This is a genomic window from Plantactinospora sp. BC1 (assembly GCF_003030345.1).
Lineage (GTDB): Bacteria > Actinomycetota > Actinomycetes > Mycobacteriales > Micromonosporaceae > Plantactinospora.
Genome location: NZ_CP028158.1, coordinates 142340 through 159692, shown reverse-complemented (window position 1 = coordinate 159692; position 17353 = coordinate 142340). Strand labels below are relative to the sequence as shown.

Here is a 17353-nt window from a genome sequence, read left to right as displayed (position 1 = left end):
CGAACCACCAGCGAAAGGAAGCCTGATGTTCCAACGAGCCCGGCGCCGAGCAGCGGTGGTCGCTGCCGGCGCGCTCACTCTCTCGCTCGTCGCCTGCGGCAGTGGCGACGAGGGCGAGGCTGAGGACCTCTCGGAGAACCGCGCCGGGGCGATGGCCGAATACGGTGTCAACCAGCAGTTCAAGGCGACCGAACCGGTGTCGTTCTCCATGCTCTACAACAACCACCCGAACTACCCCTACAAGGCCGACTGGCTGTTCTGGACCGAGCTGAACAAGCGGACCAACGTCACGCTCGAACCGGTCTCCGTACCGCTGAGCGACTACGAGCAGAAGCGCAGTCTGCTGATCGGTGCCGGCGACGCACCGATGATCATCCCGAAGACCTACCCGAGCCAGGAGGACACCTTCGTCTCCTCCGGCGCGATCCTGCCGGTCAGCGACTATCTCGACCTGATGCCGAACTTCAAGGACAAGATCGAGAAGTGGAACCTGGCTCCTGAGATCAACCAGCGGCGGCAGGCGGACGGCAAATTCTATCTGCTCCCCGGGTTGCACGAGAAGCCCTGGCACGACTACTCGCTGGCGATCCGGACGGACATTCTCAAGGAACTCAACCTGGAGATCCCGAAGACCTGGGACGAGCTCTACACCGTGCTCAAGGCGATGAAGGCGAAGTACCCCAACACCTTCCCCTTCTCCGACCGGTTCAGCCAGCCCAACCCGGCCGGCAACCTGCTGAACATCCTCGCCGCCTCGTACGGCCTGGAGGGTGCCGGCTGGAACTTCCAGCACGTGAGCTGGGACGCGAGCGCCAAGAAGCTCTTCTACACCGGCGCCAGCGAGAAGTACCGGGACATGCTGACCTACCTCAACAAGCTGGTGAAGGAGGGGCTGCTCGACCCGGAGACCTTCACCCAGACCGACGACAACGCCCGGCAGAAGCTCGCCAACGGCAAGTCGTTCGTGATCAGCAGCAACGCGCAGACCCTGGACAACGACTACCGTCCGGACCTGGCGAAGACCCTGCCGAACGCGACGCTGACGAAGATCCCGCTGCCGATCGGCCCGGCCGGCGAGATCAACCCGGCCGGCAGGCTGGAGAACGGCGTCATGATCTCGAAGAAGGCCCGGGACAGCAAGAACTTCGTCGCCATGATGCAGTTCATCGACTGGCTGTTCTACTCCGACGCTGGGCAGGAGTTCGCCCGGCTCGGCGTGGAGGGCACCACCTTCACCAAGGACGCCTCCGGCAAGTACACCCTGTCGCCGGACGTCCGGGTCATCGCGCTCAACCCCAAGGCGCCGAAGCACCTGCAGAAGGACTTCGGCTTCTACAACGGCATCTTCGCCTACGGCGGAAAGCCGGAACTGGTGCAGGCCTTCTTCTCCCCCGAGGAGCAGGAGTTCCAGAAGGTGATGAACGCCCGGCAGCCGCGGGCGGTGATGCCGCCCTTCCCGTTCACCGACGAGGAGCGCGAGCAGATATCGCTCTGGGCGACGCCGCTGCGGGACTTCGTCTACCAGGCGACCCTTCAGTTCATCCTCGGGCAGCGGGACCTCGCCCAGTGGGACGCCTACCTGACCGAACTCAAGGGCAAGAACATGGACTCCTACATGGAGAAGGTGCAGCAGGCGTACGACCGGTACCAGAAGGAACACGGCTGACCACTCCGGTCCGGTCGTGCCCCGCGACGGGCACGACCGGACCGGACGTCGGCGCAGCGGCCCCGCCCGCACCACCACCGGAGCGGGCGGGACCCGCGCGAAACGGAACAGAGGAACACCATGCACATCCCCGTACCGGAGCAGCCGACCGGACGGCTGAGCGACGCCTGGCGGACCTGCGTCGGCACGGGCCGCTTCGAACTGGCGCTGCGCCGTGACTACCAGGACTCCCTCGCGCTGGTCCAACGGGAGATCGGCTTCCGGCACATCCGCGGGCACGGGCTGCTCAGCGACGGTGTCGGCGTCTACCGGCCCTACGAGCACCAGGGTTCGCGCCGGATCCGGCACAACTTCGGCTACGTCGACCAGGTGGTCGACGCCTATCTGGAACTCGGCATCCGGCCCTTCGTCGAGCTGGGCTTCATGCCCGCCGCACTCGCCTCCGGCGACCAGACGGTCTTCTGGTGGCAGGGCAACGTCACCCCGCCCCGCTCCGAGTCGGAGTGGGCCGACCTGGTCAGGGCCACGGTCGGGCACCTGGTCGACCGGTACGGCCTCGCCGAGGTGCGCCGTTGGCCGATCGAGGTGTGGAACGAGCCGAACCTCGAACAGTTCTGGCAGGGCGCCGACGAGTCCGCCTACCACCGCCTCTACGAGGTGACCGCGCACGCCGTCAAGGAGGTCGACGCCGGCCTCCAGGTCGGTGGACCGGCCATCTCCCCCGGCGCCGACGAGTGGCTGCCGCGTTTCGCCGACTTCGTCGCCGCCCGTGACGTGCCGATCGACTTCGTCAGCAAGCACGCCTACACCTCCGGGCCGGCCCAGCACGTGCCGTTCGGCGTACACCAGACGCTGGCTCCGGCGTCCCGGTTGCTGGAGCAGTTCGGCACGCCGAGGGAGCTGCTCCGGGACACCGCCCTGGCCGGGCTGCCGGTGCACATCACCGAGTTCAACTCCTCCTACCGGCCGGACAACCCGATCCACGACACGGCGTTCCACGCGGCCTATCTGGCCCCGGTGCTGGCGGCCGGCGGCGACCTGGTCGACTCCTTCTCGTACTGGACCTTCAGCGACATGTTCGAGGAGGTCGGCATCCCGACCTCGTTCTTCCACGGCGGTTTCGGCCTGCTCACCCACCGCCAGGTCAAGAAGCCCACCTACCACCTGTACGCCTTCCTGGCCCGGCTCGGTGACCAGGTGCTGGCGCGCGGGGACGACCACCTGGTGACCCGGGATGCCGCCGGCCGGGTCGCGGTGCTCGCCTGGGCACCGGTGGACGTCACCGGGGCGGCGCCGGTCGACCGGCATCGGGTGGCGCTCTCCATCCCGGTCGGACCGCCGGGCACCGGTTCCGCCTTCCTGCTCCGCTCGACGGTCAACGAGGAGTCGGGCAACGCCTGGACGGCCTGGTCGGAGATGGGTCGGCCCCGCTCGCCGCGCTCCGGTCAACTGGACGCGCTGCGCGAGGCGGCCGAACCGGCCCGTACCCACCGGAGCCTGCCGGTGGTGGCCGGCCGGGTCGAACTCGACCTGACCCTGGCCCGGCACGAGGTGACCCTGGCGGAGATCACGGCGGTGGTCGACGAGACCCCGCCGTGGTGGGGCGAGGGGCGGCTCCTCGGCCTGACCACGCCGGAGGGTACGCCCGGGAGGGAGCAGGGATGAACGAGACCACGGAGGCCGGCGGACGGTTCGGCACCGGGCCGCTCTCCCGGGCCATGGCGCTGGTCTACAGCCTGCTGGTGGTGGAACTGCTGCTGGTGCTGACCACCCTGCCCGGCCTGGTCCCGCTCTTCCTGCTGGACCGGCACGTCAGCAACCTTCCACTGGTCGCGCTCTGCGCGCTGCCGCTCGGCCCGGCCGTCTCCGCCGCGCTGTACGCGCTGCGCCACCACCGCCCGGACCTGACCGAACTGACGCCGGCGACCCTGTTCTGGCGCGGCTACCGGGCCAACGTCCGGGGCGTACTCGCGATCTGGGTGCCCTGGCTGGCCTGGCTCACCATCGTCGCGCTCAACCTCAGCTACTTCGGCGCCGCCGGGGTGCCCGGCTGGTGGCGGGTGCCGCTGCTCCTGGTCGCGCTCGGCGTCACCCTGTGGGGCGTGCACGCCCTGGTGATCACGTCGCTCTTCAGCTTCCGGGTCCGGGACGTCGCCCGGCTGGCGATGCACTTCCTCGGGCACACCCCCGGGGTGACCCTCGGCAACCTCTGCCTGCTGGTGGTGATGGCCGGGGTCGTCTGGGTCACCTCCGAGGCGGTCCTCGGGCTGCTCGGTTCGGTGCTGACGCTGGCCCTGCTCCGCAACTGCCGCCCGCTGATCGCGAAGGTCGAGAAGGAGTTCACCGCGTGAGCCTGCCGGTCACCCCCAAGATTGCATTCGGTGGGGACTACAACCCCGAGCAGTGGCCGGAGGAGGTCTGGAAGGAGGACTACCGGCTCTTCGACGCCGCCCGGATCGACACCGTCACCCTCGGCGTCTTCGACTGGGCGCTGACCCAGCCGGCGCCGGACGTCTACGACTTCAGCCTGCTGGACCGGATCGTCGAGCGGGCCACCGCCGAGGGCCGGCGGATCTGCCTGGCCACCGGCACCGGCGCGCACCCGGCCTGGCTGGCCCGGGCCCATCCGGAGGTGACCCGGACGGACTTCGAGGGGCGCAAGCACCGGTACGGGCAGCGGCACAACTCCTGCCCCAGCTCCCCCGTCTTCCGTCGACTCTCCACCGAACTGGCCCGGCGGATCGCCCGGCGGTACGCCGGCAACCCGTCCGTGGTCGCCTGGCACGTCGGCAACGAGTACGGCGGCGCCTGCTACTGCGACCTCTGCGCGGCCGGCTTCCGGGACTGGCTGCGCGACCGGTACGGCAGCCTCGACGCGCTCAACACCGCCTGGTACACCACGTTCTGGTCGCACACCTTCACCGACTGGGCCGAGATCGAGCCGCCGTCGGCACTGACCGAGCACTGGCGCGGGCCGAACCACACCGCCTTCCAGGGCATCACCCTCGACTACCTGCGCTTCATGTCGGACGCGATGCTGACCAACTTCCGGGACGAGTTGGCGGCGATCCGGGAGTCGAGCCCGGACGTGCCGGTCACCACGAACTTCATGGGGATGTACCGGCCGATCGACTACCACCGCTGGGCGCCGCACCTCGACTTCGCCTCCTGGGACAACTACCCGCCCGACGACGACTCGCCGGCCTGGATGGCGCTGGCCCACGACCTGATGCGCGGGCTCAAGGACGGTCAGCCGTTCTGGTTGATGGAGCAGACTCCGAGCTACACCGCGTCCCGGGACGTCAACCCGCTCAAGCGGCCCGGGGTGATGCGGCTGTGGAGCTGGCAGGCGGTGGCGCACGGCGCGGACGCGGTGCTCTTCTTCCAGATGCGCGCCTCCCGGGGTGCCTGCGAGAAATACCACGGCGCGGTCATCGGGCACGCCGGACGAGAGGACACCCGGGTCTTCCAGGAGGTGGCCGGCCTCGGCGCCGAGCTGGACCGGCTCGGCCCGGCGACGCTGGGCGCCCGGACCCCGGCCCGGGTCGCCCTGCTCTTCGACTGGGACAGCTGGTGGGCGCTGGAGATCTCCGACGGCCCGTCCCGGCTGCTGCGCTACCAGCAGATCGTGCACGCGTACTATCGGGCGCTCTGGGAGGCCGGCGTCGACGTCGACGTCGTGCCGGTGACCGCGGACCTGACCGGCTATGCGGTGGTGGTCGCGCCGGCGCTGCACATGCTCAAGGGCGACCTGGCGCAGCGGCTGGCGGCGGTGGCCGAACGCGGCGGTTCGGTGCTGACCACCTTCCTCTCCGGCCGGGTCGACGAGGACGACCGGGCGTTCCTGATGGACGTGCCCGGTCCGCTCGGGCCGCTGATGGGCATCCGCATCGACGAGTGGGACGCCCGCCCGCCCGAGGTGGTCAATCCGGTACGGCTGCACGGCGCCGGCCCGGACGACGAGCTGGAGGTCGAGGCGCGGCTCCTCTTCGAGCTGGTGATCCCGCAGGGTGCGGAGGTGGTCGGCAGCTACCTGGCGGACTTCTACGCCGGTACTCCGGCGGTCACCCGGAACAGCTACGGTGCCGGCCACGGCTGGTACGTCGCCGCCGGCCTCGACCAGCCCGGTGTGCACTGGGTGGTCCGTCGGGTGCTGGAGCGGCACGATCTCGTCGGCCCGTACGCGGACCTGCCGGAACTGGAGTCGACGGTGCGGGTCGCCCCGGACGGGACGCGGCTGCGGTTCCTGCTCAACCACGGCGCGGAGCCGGTCGAGACGACGGCGCACGCCGCCGGTACGGATCTGCTCGGCGGGGGCCGGGTGGCGGCGGGCCAGCCGATCCGGCTGGACCCGAAGGGGGTACTGGTGCTGCGCGAGGACCCCCCGGAGACGGACCGATGACGGTTCCGGCAGCATGCCCGGGAGGGACCCGATGAGCACCGGTCAGCCCACGGCCACCCATCCGGCCTGGTTGCCGGCGGAGGCGTTCCGGGCGATCGGATCGCGGCGGACGCTGGTCTCTGGCGCCGGCGCGCTCGTGGACACGGTGCGCGACGAGGTGGCCGGGGCCTGCGCCCGCTTCGGCGGCACGGTCACCCACCTGCCGGCCGAGCAGAGGCAGCGCACCGGCGAGCACGACGGGCCGTACGACCTGGTGTTCGCGCTCGGCACGGCCGGGCCGCTGCCGGCCGGCGCGGCGGCGCTCGCCGCCGAGATCGGCCCCGGATCGGAGCCGGACGGGCTCGGACCGGAGGGTTTCGCGGTGGCCCGCCGGGACGGCGTCTCGGTGGTGCTCGCCGACGAGCCGGCCGGGCTGCTCCACGGCCTGTTCCACGTGGTCCGGCTCGGTGCGGCGGCGTTCGGCGCCGACATCGCGGTCCGGCGGCACCGGCCGGCGATGCGGCTGCGCCTGGTCAGCCACTGGGACAACGTCGACGTGCATCCGGTGATGGGGCAGGTCGAGCGCGGCTACGCGGGCGGGTCGATCTTCTGGCGCGACGGTGCGCCGCGCCGGGACCCGGATCGGGTACGCGACTACGCGCGGCTGCTCGCCGCCTGCGGCATGAACGCGCTGACGGTCAACAACGTCAACGTGCACGGTACGGCGACCCGGCTGCTGACCGACCGGCTCGACGACGTCGCCGCGATCGCCGACCTGGTCCGCCCGTACGGGATCCGGGTGCATCTGTCGGTCAACTTCGCCGCGCCGTTCGTCCTCGGCGAGCTGCCCTCGGCCGACCCGCTCGACGACGACGTGCGGGCCTGGTGGTGCAAGGCCGCCGCGCAGGTCTACGAGCGGATTCCCGACTTCGGCGGCTTCATGGTGAAGGCGGACTCCGAGGGGCAGCCGGGCCCGGCCAGGTACGGGCGCAGTCACGCGGACGGCGCGAACATGCTCGCCGACGCGCTGGCGCCGTTCGGCGGGACCGTGCACTGGCGTGCCTTCGTCTACAACCACCGGCAGGACTGGCGGGACCGGTCGACCGACCGGGCCCGGGCGGCGTACGACCACTTCACGCCCCTGGACGGCCGGTTCCGGGAGAACGTGGTCCTCCAGGTGAAGCACGGTCCGATGGACTTCCAGGTGCGCGAGCCCGTCTCCCCGGTACTGGCGGCGATGCCGAACACCCGGCTCGCGGTGGAGTTCCAGGCGACCCAGGAGTACACCGGGCAGCAGCGGCACGTCTGCTATCTCGGCCCCTGCTGGAGCGAGGTGCTGCGGTTCGCGCCCTGGGGTCCGGGCGGGCCGACGGTCGCCTCGGTGGTCGCCGGCTCGGCGGGTGACGGTGCCGGTGAGGGCGGGGCGTCGGCGGGTGGCGGCCTGGTGGTCGTCTCCAACGTGGGCGACGACCGGTACTGGACCGGCCACCCGTTCGCCCAGGCCAACCTCTACGTCGCCGGCCGGCTCGCCTGGGCCCCCGACCTCGACCCGCTGGCCGTACTCGACGAGTGGATCGAGCTGACCTTCACACCGTCGGCGACCGGCGATCCCGAGCTGCTGCGCGGGACGCTGCACGCGCTGCTGGACGACTCGTGGCGCACCTACGAGCGGTACACGGCACCGCTCGGGGTGGGCTTCATGGTCGCGCCGGGCGACCACTACGGCCCCGACGTGGACGGTTACGAGTACTCGCGCTGGGGCACCTACCACTTCGCCGACCGGTACGGCGTCGGGGTGGACCGCACCCGGGCCACCGGGACCGGCTTCACCGGCCAGTACCCGCAGCCCTGGGCGGACCGGTACGAGTTCCTGGAGACCTGCCCGGACGAGTTGCTGCTCTTCTTCCACCACGTGCCCTACCAGCATGTGCTGCACTCCGGGTCGACGGTGATCCAGCACGTCTACGACACCCGGTTCGCCGGGGTCGAGCAGGTGGTGGAGATGGTGCGCCGGTGGCAGCGGATCGGCACGGCGGGGCTGGTGGACCCGGCGTTGCACGCCCGGGTGACGGAACGGCTCGCCGAGCAGCTGCGCTCGGCCGAGGAGTGGCGCGACAAGGTCAACACCTACTTCCTCCGCAAGTCGGGGGTACCGGACGCGCACGGCCGACGGATCTACTGACGCCGCCGGCCGGGCGACCGCCTCCGCCGAGCCACCTGCCGTCCGGGCCCCGACCTGCCTTGTACGATGTCGTCCCGGAGGAGAGTTGAGGTAGGTGGCCAGCCAAGCCGAGCGCGTCGAGCCCCGGATCCCGTTGAGTCGCGAGCGGGTGCTGCGGGCCGCGGTCAGCATCGCCGACTCGGGCGGCATCGAGTCGCTGACGATGCGTCGCCTCGCGGAGCATCTCGGGGCCGAGGCGATGTCGCTCTACTACCACGTGACCAACAAGGAAGACGTGCTCGACGGCGTCGTGGACGTGATCGCGACGGAGATCAACGAGGTCGTCGACCGGATCGACGTACCGGCCGGGGGCGCGGGCTGGAAGAAGGCGGTACGCCAGCGCATCCTCGCCGCCCGCGAGGTCCTGCTCCGGCACTGGTGGGCGCCCGGGGTCTTCGAGACGCGTACCACCACCAGCATGGCGGTGCTGCACTACTACGACGCCCTGCTCGGTCTGCTGCGCGAGGGCGGCTTCTCCTACGATCTGGCGCACCACGCGATGCACGCGCTGGGCAGCCGGGCGTTGGGGTTCAGCCAGGAACTCTTCGACCCGAACGGCGGCGGCGACGGTGACCCGGCGGCCGGGCTGGCCGAGCTGGCCGAGCAGCTTCCGCACCTGGTCGGGATGCTCTCCGAGATCGCGCACGACGATCCCGACTCGACGCTGGGCTGGTGCGACGACCAGGCCGAGTTCGAGTTCGGACTCGACCTGATCCTGGACGGCCTGGACCGGCTCCGCGAGCGCGCCTGAGCCCACCCGCCGTCCCGGCTGGACGGTGCCGACCAGCAACGCGAGATTCCATCGACGCTCGACCCTCGACAACCTTACGTCGTACGAGTACCTTACGACGTAAGACTTACAACGTAAGGGTGTCGGTGGTTCCACGCGGGACACCGCTCGCCCACGCGATCCAGCCGAGCCCGAACCGAGCCGAGCCGAGCCGAGGAGACGACGATGAAGGCGGCAGTCCTGCGTTCGTACGGCCCACCCGATGCACTGGAACTCACCGAGGTCCAGCGCCCCACCCCCGGCGACGACGAGGTGCTGGTCCGGGTCCGGGCCACCTCCGTCAACCCGTACGACTGGCACCACATCCGCGGCGAGCCGCTGGTCGCCCGCCTGATGCCGGACGGCCCCCGACTGCGCACCCCGGCGATCGGCATCCCCGGCTGCGACATGGCCGGCCAGGTCGAGGCGGTCGGCGGCAACGTCACCGAGTTCCGCCCCGGCGACGACGTCTACGCCCTGCTGCCGGAGGGCGGCTTCGGCGAGTACGTCTGCGTCCGCGAGGACCTGCTGGCCCCGAAGCCGGCGAACCTGACGTACGAGCAGGCGGCAGCGGTGCCGATGGCCGCCGTCACCGCCCTGGTGGCACTCCGCGACGCGGGCCGGATCCAGCCCGGCCAGCAGGTACTCGTCAACGGCGCCTCGGGCGGGGTAGGCACCTTCGCCGTGCAACTCGCCCGCGCGTTCGGCGCCACCGTCACCGGCGTGTGCAGCGGCCGGAACGTCGAACTGGTCCGGTCCCTCGGCGCGGACGAGGTCGTCGACTACACCACCGAGGACTTCACCCGGCGCGGACGCCGCTACGACCTGCTGCTGGACAACGTGGGGAGCCGCTCCGTCGCGGCGTACCGGCGGGCGCTGACCCGCGACGGCACCCTCGTCGTCGTCGGCGGCCCGGCCGGTCGCTGGCTACAGCCCGTCGGCCGGGTCTTCGCGGCGCTCGCGGCGAGCCCGCTGGTGTCCCAGCGGATCACGCTCGCCGACACCGTCCGCTGCCCCGACAAGAAGCGGTGCCTGCGGCTGCTGACCGGGCTCATCGAGGAGGGCAGGGTCACCCCGGTCGTCGACCGGCGCTATCCGTTCGCCGAGATCCGCGAGGCGGTCCGCTATCAGGAGGAGGGACACAGCCAGGGAAAGGTGGTGGTGACGTTCTGAGCGCCCACCCGGCGACCCGTCGGCCGGAGCGAGCCGGAATCCGCTCGCCCCGGCCGACGGTCCGGGAATCGGCGCCGGTCAGCCGCCGCTGACCGGACGGAACGGGTCGACCGTGTGCCGGGCCTTCGCCGTCCGGTTGGTGACCGTCGCGATCGCGTCGAACATGGTCCGGCCGAGCACCGCGTGCGCCTGCACCGCCGGGTGCGTCGCGCCGTAGTTGTCCAGGTCGCCGAGGGAGTCGGCGAACATCGCGTACGTCAGCGTCGGCGCGCCCGCCGCGTCGAACATGATGCCGGCCTCGTGTCGGGCCGCACCCAACTCGTCGTAGTCCGCGCCGTACTTGGTGGCCACCCGGCTGCGCTCGGCCGAGGACATGTTCCGGCGGACCCCGTCGTGGTAGCCGTTGATCCAGCGCAGGATGCCGAGCAGGAAGTCGGCGGACCTCGGCGTCACGATGGTCTTGTTGGCCAGTCGCCACAGCAGGTCGTGGGTCTCCCGGGGCGTGGTGACGCCGAGGAAGAACCGGTTCGGGTTGGCGACCGGCTCGACCCGGGTGTGCGTGAAGCCCTTGCTGGCGAGGATCTCGTTGATCTCCAACGCCGGCACCACCCGGCCGCACATCCGGACGGCCGTGTTGTCCGAGACCAGCAGCATCGCGGTGAGGAAGTTGGCGACCGTGATGTCGTCGCCCCAGACGGTGTGCAGGAAGTAGATGCCGGTGCCGCCGAGGATGATGTCGGCGGTCAGGTCGAGCTTCTGGTCGAGCCGGAGCTGACCACGGTCGATCTTGTCCATCACCGCCACCGCGACCGCGAGCTTCTGCACGCTGTAGCCGTGGGTCACCCGGTCGGCGTCGTCCGCCACCACGGTCTCCAGGGTGCCGGCGGCGTTCACCATCGCGATGTGCGAGTGCCACACCCCACCGGCCCGGGCCTTCTGCGTGTCGTACGCCTGCCGGATCGACGCCTGCGCGGTGCCGGTCACGCCCAGCGGGCCGCCCGGTACGCCCGGCCCGGAGACGGGTGCCCGCCCGACCGCCACCGTGGTGGCCGGCGCGGCGGCAGCGGGCCGTCCGGTCGCCACCAGCGCGGCCGCCGCCGCTCCCATCCCGATCGCCGCCCGGCGACTGACATGCTCCGGCACTGTTCCTCCCCCGTGGTCATCGACAATTGTCGCGGCGAGCGTACCGACCGGCGATATCGGGCAACAACCCGGAGCAGGTCGGACCCGCCGGGCCGGGCCACCGCCTGCGGCGCCCCACCCGGCGTAGGCTGAACGACGTGGATCAAGAAGACCGGATCGCCCTCTTCCTCGACTACGAGAACCTCGCGCTCGGCGCGCGGGACCATCTCGGGGGCCAGGCCTTCGACTTCCGCCCGATCGCCGACGCGCTGGCCGAGCGCGGCCGGGTGGTGGTCCGCCGGGCGTACGCGGACTGGTCGTACTTCGACGAGGACCGCCGGATGCTCACCCGGTCACACGTGGAGCTGATCGAGATCCCGCAGCGGATGGGGGCGAGCCGCAAGAACGCCGCCGACATCAAGATGGCGGTCGACGCCGTCGAACTCGCCTTCGAACGCGGATACATCTCCACCTTCGTGATCTGCACCGGCGACAGCGACTTCACCCCGCTGGTGCACAAGCTGCGCGAACTCAACAAGCGGGTGATCGGCGTCGGCGTGGAGAAGTCCACCTCGGCACTGCTGCCGCCCGCCTGTGACGAGTTCCTCTACTACGACCGGCTGGAGGGGGTGGACATCCCCTCGACCCGTCCCCGGCGGGGCCGACCGACCCGGCCGACCGGCCCGGAGGCGCCGCAGGCCGGTCCGGACCAGCAGGCGGAGCCGGTACCCGAGCCCGCACAGGGCACCGAGGAGCCGGTACGCGACGTCGACACCCTCGCCGAGGTGGTCGCGCAGACCGTGGCGGGGTTGCAGGGCAGCTCCAGCGGGGAGGTGACCGCCTCCACGCTCAAGCGCACCCTGCTGCGCAAGGACCCGACCTTCAGCGAGTCCGACTACGGGTTCCGGGCCTTCGGGGAGCTGCTCCGGCACCTCGCCGAGCACAACGTGGTCGAGCTGACCGAGGGCCCGGCCAAGGGCGACCCGGGGGTGTCCCTGCCCGAGCACGGCGACCGGGAGGTGGCGTTCGGGCTGCTGCGTACCGTGCTCCTCGACCTCGCCGGCGCGGACGGCTCGGTGGCGCTCTCCGGGCTGAAGAACCAGCTCCGCCGCGCCCGGCCCGACTTCAGCGAGAAGAAGCTCGGCTACCGCAGCTTCCTCCAGTTCTGCAAGGCGGCCGCCACCAGCGGCGCGGTCGAGCTGCGGTGGAGCCCGGAGACCGACGACTACCTGCTGACCGCCCGCCCCGGGTGACCCCGCGGCCTGCGACCCGCCGGTCCCGCACCGCCGGGGACCGGCGCGGCGGCGGGCGATAGGGTCTTGGCGCATGCGGTCGAAGCAGGAGCTGGACGCCGCCATCCGGCGGGAGCGCCGGGCGGCGCTGGTGGTCAACGCCCGCTCCCGCCGGGGCCGCCGGCTCTACGAGGAGGCCCGGACCCGGCTGGTCGCGGCCGGCTTCACCCTGCTCGGCACCTATCCGGCGGACCGGCCGGGTGAGCTCGAAACCAGCCTGGCCACCGCCGCCGGGCTGGGTCCGGACCTGCTGGCCGTTGGCGGCGGGGACGGCACGATCGGGGCCGCCGCCCGGCTGCTCGCGCACCGCGACATCGCGCTCGGGCTGCTGCCGCTCGGCACCACCAACAACTTCGCCCGGACCGTCGGCATCCCGCTCGACCTGGACGCGGCCGTCGCGACGCTGGCCGACGGCAAGGTGATCGACGTCGACCTCGGGACCGCCGACGGGATGCCGTTCGCCAACCACGTCGGCGTCGGACTCTCCGCCGACGTGATGGCCCGGGTACCGGCCCGGCTCAAGCGGGTGGTCGGCCGGCTGGCGTACCCGGCGACGGCCCTGGCGCTGCTCACCGGACACCGTCCGATGCGGATCACCGTGCAGGCCGACGGGCGGTCCCGGGAGTACCTGACCCACCAGCTCTTCGTGGCCAACGGCGGCTTCCACGCCGGCCGGCCGATCACCGCGGACGCGAACGCCGACGACCGGCTGCTGGTCGCGTACCCGGTGGGGGGACCGACCCGCCGCGACCTGTTGGGCGCGACGGCGCGCAACGCGGCGACCGGTCATCGCCGCACCCTCGACGACGAGCCCTTCCTGACCGCCGGTGAGATCCTGCTCCGCACCGACCGCCCGGTCCCGGTCGAGGTCGACGGCGAGGTACGCGGCCGCACCCCGGTCCGGATCGGGCTCGCCGCCAACGCGCTGCGGGTGATGGCCCCCGCCGACGCCCCCGACCGCTGACGATCCGGCGTCCTCGCTCCCCCTCCGGTGCCGGGGCGGGTGCCCGGGCCGGGACGCCGTTGCTCAGGCGGCGAAGAGGAGCAGCAGCCCGGCCGTCGTGTAGAGCACCATCAGCACCAGCAGCGGCAGTTGACCGACGAGCGCCGTACGCCGGTCGAAGAGCCGTAGCGCCCGGTCGTGCGCGAGTACCGTGCCAAAGACGTGACCGAGAACGATCACAGTCACCTGGAGTACCGCCGTACTGGCCGGCGAGGTGCCGAAGCCTCGTACCGCCCACGACCCGGTGCCCAGCCAGTCCGCTCCGATTCCGAGCGGATCGCTGAGCAGGGCGAGGGTGCGCTGCCCCTCCAGCACGAAGAGCGTGAAGTAGTGGGCGACCAGATAGCCGACGGCGATCGGCACGATCGAGTGGGCCAGCTCCCCGGCGCAGTCCCGCACCGACCGGCCGCCGAGCCGGGCGGCCAGCCCGGTCGCCGCCAGATAGGCGGCGAGGACCAGCGCCACCACCACGGCGAGCCCGGCCGTACCGACCAGCGGTGGCGGCGCCACGCCCGCCTGGAGGAGCCGGACCCAGAACGGCGCGTTGGAGAGGCTGTCGTACATGGTGGAACCGAGGAGTACCACCACGAAGGCCACCAGGCCGGGAGCCGGTCGCAGCCCGGCGATCCCGTCGAACGGGTGCCGCCGGACCAGCGTCCCGTCGGGGCGCCGGGCCAGCACCGCCAGCCGGCCGACGAGCGCACTGTAGACCTCGAACGCGTCGCCCCGGTCGAACCACCGGGAACCGTAGACCACCGCCCCGGCGAACATCGCGACGGCGTACCCGGCGAGCCAGCCGCCGATGACCGGCAGGCTCACCCGGTGCGGGGCCACCAGTTCCAGCCAGACGAAGGCGAACAGCCCGGCCGCCGCCGGCCAGTAGCCGAGTCCGGACGGGAGGTCACGCAGCCCGCGTACCGGGTCCCGGCGCAGCGCCAGGCAGGCCAGCAGGTGCAGGGTCCGCAGCGGGTTCAGGCTCCGCCAGACCGGGCCGAACAGCAGCGAGAGCGGCAGCAGGCCGACCCAGAACAGGACGTACACCACCCCGGCGGTCGGGTTGTCGGCCGTGTCCGGGCCGGCGAAACCCAGCCCGAGGTACGCCGCGACGACCAGCCCGAGCAGTCGGCACAGCCACGGCCAGGCGGGGCTGGCCAGCACCCGCTGGACCGGTGCGGGCAGCGGTAGTGCCGACCCGGCGTCGTCGCCCAGCCGGGGCTCCCGCCAGAGCGCGCCCAGCGCCACGAACGAGACCAGCAGGGCGACCAGCGCGCCGGTCAGGGCGAGGCCGAACGGGATGGGCAGGTCCTGGCGCCCGCCGACGCCGTGTGCGAGCCACACGGCCGGCTACCTGACGACGAGCTGGAACAGTTGCAGGTCCTGGCCGTGGGTCTCCACCTCGAAGAGCCCGTCCTGGTCGGCCACGAACTCGACGGTGCCGGCGACCCCGGGTCGCAGGGTCACCGACCTGTCGTACCCGTGCACGTGCACCATGTCCGCGACGTCGCTGGTCGTGGTGATCCGGACGGTCTGGCCCCGGGTCACCTCGATCCGGCCCGGTGCGGGTGAGACGCTACCTCCGGCGATGGTCACCGTGACGGTCTCGACGGTGCCGGTGGCGGCCGGCTCGCCGTCACCGCAGGCGGTCGGTCCGATCAGGAGCAGGGCGAGCAGCGCGACGGCGGCATGCGTCGACCGGTGTCGCCGGGGGTGGGGCGGCATGGGGGTCTCCAGGACGGTCGGTGGCGGTTCGGGGGACGCACGCCTAGCGACGCTTGCGGCGGTTCGGGGTCGGGGCGGGACCGGCCCGGCGGCGGGTCGGCCCGCCGGTCGGGGCACGTGAGCGGGACGCGCTGCCCGGACCGGCCGGGCGGCGGGCGACCCCGGCGATCAGCACGACGGCGCCGACCACCAGCACGGCCGGGACCAGCCAGACCGACACACCCGGCCCGCGCTCCGGCGCCGCCGCGGGTGCGGCCGACGCCGACGGCGGTGCCGACGGGGGTACCGGGGCCGGGGCGGTGGGGCGGCCGTGTCCGGCCGCCGCGACCAGTTCCGGGCTGGGCTGGTCGGTCGGGGCCTGCCAACCCGCCGGAGCGGACGTATTGGCGCCGGTGTAGGTGAACCGGACCTCGCCCTCGACCTCCTCGCCGTCGGAGGCGACCGTCTGGTACCGCACCACGTACCGGCCCTGCTCCGGCCAGTACGCGACCGGCACCCGCACCGTGAACCCGACGTGGAAGAGCCGGGGCTCCCAGGCACCGTTGACCAACTGGTACTCGCGTACCGGCTCGTCCAGCCGGATCGGGGCGCCGGTCGACCAGCGCCGGTCGACCCGGCTGCCGTTCGGCGCCGTCACGGTGAAGTACGCGAACGGCGCGGGTTGCTCGGTGAAGGCCAGCGACACCGACTCGACGGGCGCGCTCAGGGTGGCGCCGTCGGCCGGGGTGGAGACGGCGAGCTGCCCGTGCGCGTACGCCGGGCGGGACGCCACGGCTCCCAGCGGGACGGTGAGCAGGCCGAGCAGGACGGCAGCGAGCAGACGCGGTGCCGCACGACCCATCGCGTACCTCGGCTCTCGGTAGAAACCTTCCGCGAGGCTAACCGCTTTCGTTCAATCTGAACAGACTTTCGGACGCCCGGACAAAACTTCGGCTCATTCATCGGTTACCCGCACCCGCTCGGCTCCGCGAGGTGCTGAGCACGCCGCTGGGCGACCTGGGTCACGCGGTGCTGAAGCTCGCCGGGAAGCCACCCGGCGAGGAGATGGCCGCGAACCTCCGCCGGCTCGAACAGCTTCTGGAGGCGGGGTCGTCACCGACACCGCGCACGCCGTGCCGGGCAGGTTCGACCGGGGATCCCGGGGCTGACCGGACCAGCGGCTACCGGTGCGGGTCGGGTGCCGGGACGGGTGCCCGCAGGTACCAACCGGTCGTCGCCACGGTACGGAACCCGAGCGACTCGTACAGCGGCCGCCCGGCGTCGGTGGCCACCAGGGTGAACGGCCGGTCCGGGTGCGCCGCGATCGCCTGGGTCAGCAGCGCCCGCCCCAGCCCCGCCGAGCGGTGCGAGGGCGACGTGACGAGCCAGTACAGGCCCACCACCCGGCCGTCGTCGTAGGTGTAGGTGGCGGCGGCCGGCTCGCCCCGCCGGTACGCCAGTCGGACACTCCAGCCGGGCACCGTCAGCACAGCGGCGGGAAGCGCCTCTCCGCTGCGCCACGGCAGGAACGCCGGCAGCGGAAAGCCCTCCACCATGGTCCGCTCCGCCACGGCCAGCTCCGCCGGATCGGAGACGCACACGATCCGGACGTCACCGTCCGAAGTGGTCCCGACCGTCCCCGCCGGGCGCACCATCACCGGCATGCGCAGGACCCGCACCGCCGGGTCGGCCGGCTCGGCGGCACCGCCACCGAAGACGTCCTCCACTACCGCACTCTTGGCCGGCGGCACGGAGTCGAGCAGTCCCGACACGCCCTCGGTGGAGAGCGGCGCGCGCAGGATCAGGCGGGTCGCCCGGGGCAGCTCCGCGCGGAAGCAGCTCTGGTCTCGACGCGTGTGGAGCGCGACCGCGCTCCACATCGCGGCGGCGTTCTCGACGTAGGCGTCCGGTCCGATCATCCGGGGCAGCCTAGCAATGCCTCGCCCGCCCGGCCGAGGCGGCGGCGCTTCTTGCCATCGAAGCATCAAGATATGACAATAAGTTTCGCGCCGTCCCGGTCCGGTCCTC

At 72.0% G+C, this 17353-nt stretch carries 14 protein-coding genes; 9 read left to right on the top strand and 5 right to left on the bottom strand.

Annotated elements, in window-relative coordinates; all coding sequences use genetic code 11:
- Positions 1-25 precede the first annotated feature (25 nt).
- The 7 genes from C6361_RS00650 (at position 26) to C6361_RS00620 (ending at position 10210) form a co-directional block, all read left to right on the top strand.
- Positions 26-1666, top strand: coding sequence for an extracellular solute-binding protein (locus C6361_RS00650; protein ID WP_107266390.1), 1641 nt, complete (start codon positions 26-28; stop codon positions 1664-1666).
- A 120-nt stretch (positions 1667-1786) separates the two neighbouring features.
- Positions 1787-3331 (top strand): xylan 1,4-beta-xylosidase, encoded by a 1545-nt coding sequence (locus tag C6361_RS00645; RefSeq protein ID WP_107266389.1) that lies wholly within the window; start codon positions 1787-1789, stop codon positions 3329-3331.
- Positions 3328-4017 (top strand): DUF624 domain-containing protein, encoded by a 690-nt coding sequence (locus C6361_RS00640; RefSeq protein WP_107266388.1) that lies wholly within the window; start codon positions 3328-3330, stop codon positions 4015-4017. Before C6361_RS00645 ends, C6361_RS00640 begins: the two co-directional genes overlap by 4 nt.
- Complete coding sequence (locus C6361_RS00635) at positions 4014-6068, top strand: beta-galactosidase (protein WP_107266387.1); 2055 nt, start codon at positions 4014-4016, stop codon at positions 6066-6068. Before C6361_RS00640 ends, C6361_RS00635 begins: the two co-directional genes overlap by 4 nt.
- A gap of 31 nt (positions 6069-6099) precedes the next feature.
- The gene (locus C6361_RS00630) at positions 6100-8229 is read left to right on the top strand and encodes an alpha-glucuronidase (protein WP_234359230.1); all 2130 of its coding nucleotides are present in this window, start codon (positions 6100-6102) and stop codon (positions 8227-8229) included.
- Between the two features lie 94 nt (positions 8230-8323).
- Positions 8324-9019, top strand: coding sequence for a TetR/AcrR family transcriptional regulator C-terminal domain-containing protein (locus C6361_RS00625; RefSeq protein WP_199853187.1), 696 nt, complete (start codon positions 8324-8326; stop codon positions 9017-9019).
- A 204-nt stretch (positions 9020-9223) separates the two neighbouring features.
- Complete coding sequence (locus C6361_RS00620) at positions 9224-10210, top strand: NAD(P)-dependent alcohol dehydrogenase (protein ID WP_107266385.1); 987 nt, start codon at positions 9224-9226, stop codon at positions 10208-10210.
- 78 nt (positions 10211-10288) lie between these two features.
- Here C6361_RS00620 and C6361_RS00615 read toward each other — a convergent pair whose 3' ends face one another.
- Positions 10289-11353: a serine hydrolase gene (locus tag C6361_RS00615; protein ID WP_107259825.1), complete on the bottom strand. Its 1065-nt coding sequence runs from the start codon at positions 11351-11353 to the stop codon at positions 10289-10291.
- 137 nt (positions 11354-11490) lie between these two features.
- Between C6361_RS00615 and C6361_RS00610 the strand changes: the two genes are divergently transcribed.
- Positions 11491-12585, top strand: coding sequence for a PIN domain-containing protein (locus C6361_RS00610; protein WP_107266384.1), 1095 nt, complete (start codon positions 11491-11493; stop codon positions 12583-12585).
- A 73-nt stretch (positions 12586-12658) separates the two neighbouring features.
- A complete protein-coding gene (locus C6361_RS00605; RefSeq protein WP_107259829.1) occupies positions 12659-13588 on the top strand; it encodes a diacylglycerol kinase family protein in 930 nt (309 codons plus the stop codon).
- Positions 13589-13651: 63 nt separating this feature from the next.
- Here the strand turns inward: C6361_RS00605 and C6361_RS00600 are convergent, their stop codons facing one another.
- The 4 genes from C6361_RS00600 to C6361_RS00585 all read right to left on the bottom strand — a co-directional run bounded on the left by C6361_RS00600 (position 13652) and on the right by C6361_RS00585 (position 17244).
- On the bottom strand, positions 13652-14965 hold the full coding sequence (locus C6361_RS00600) for a hypothetical protein (protein ID WP_107266383.1): 1314 nt from the start codon (positions 14963-14965) through the stop codon (positions 13652-13654).
- A 6-nt stretch (positions 14966-14971) separates the two neighbouring features.
- The gene (locus C6361_RS00595; protein WP_107266382.1) at positions 14972-15346 is read right to left on the bottom strand and encodes a hypothetical protein; all 375 of its coding nucleotides are present in this window, start codon (positions 15344-15346) and stop codon (positions 14972-14974) included.
- 43 nt (positions 15347-15389) lie between these two features.
- The gene (locus tag C6361_RS00590; RefSeq protein ID WP_107266381.1) at positions 15390-16187 is read right to left on the bottom strand and encodes a copper resistance CopC family protein; all 798 of its coding nucleotides are present in this window, start codon (positions 16185-16187) and stop codon (positions 15390-15392) included.
- 319 nt (positions 16188-16506) lie between these two features.
- Positions 16507-17244 carry a GNAT family N-acetyltransferase gene (locus tag C6361_RS00585; RefSeq protein WP_159079102.1) on the bottom strand — a complete coding sequence of 246 codons (738 nt, stop codon included), beginning with the start codon at positions 17242-17244 and terminating at the stop codon, positions 16507-16509.
- Positions 17245-17353 lie beyond the last annotated feature (109 nt).

Excerpts from the sequence above, each read along its gene's own strand:
- C6361_RS00650 (WP_107266390.1), top strand. The coding sequence starts at position 26 with ATGTTCCAACGAGCCCGGCGCCGAGCAGCGGTGGTCGCTGCCGGCGCG.
- C6361_RS00645 (WP_107266389.1), top strand. The coding sequence starts at position 1,787 with ATGCACATCCCCGTACCGGAGCAGCCGACCGGACGGCTGAGCGACGCC.
- C6361_RS00640 (WP_107266388.1), top strand. The coding sequence starts at position 3,328 with ATGAACGAGACCACGGAGGCCGGCGGACGGTTCGGCACCGGGCCGCTC.
- C6361_RS00630 (WP_234359230.1), top strand. The coding sequence starts at position 6,100 with ATGAGCACCGGTCAGCCCACGGCCACCCATCCGGCCTGGTTGCCGGCG.
- C6361_RS00620 (WP_107266385.1), top strand. The coding sequence starts at position 9,224 with ATGAAGGCGGCAGTCCTGCGTTCGTACGGCCCACCCGATGCACTGGAA.
- C6361_RS00605 (WP_107259829.1), top strand. The coding sequence starts at position 12,659 with ATGCGGTCGAAGCAGGAGCTGGACGCCGCCATCCGGCGGGAGCGCCGG.
- C6361_RS00595 (WP_107266382.1), bottom strand. The coding sequence starts at position 15,346 with ATGCCGCCCCACCCCCGGCGACACCGGTCGACGCATGCCGCCGTCGCG.
- C6361_RS00590 (WP_107266381.1), bottom strand. The coding sequence starts at position 16,187 with ATGGGTCGTGCGGCACCGCGTCTGCTCGCTGCCGTCCTGCTCGGCCTG.
- C6361_RS00585 (WP_159079102.1), bottom strand. The coding sequence starts at position 17,244 with ATGATCGGACCGGACGCCTACGTCGAGAACGCCGCCGCGATGTGGAGC.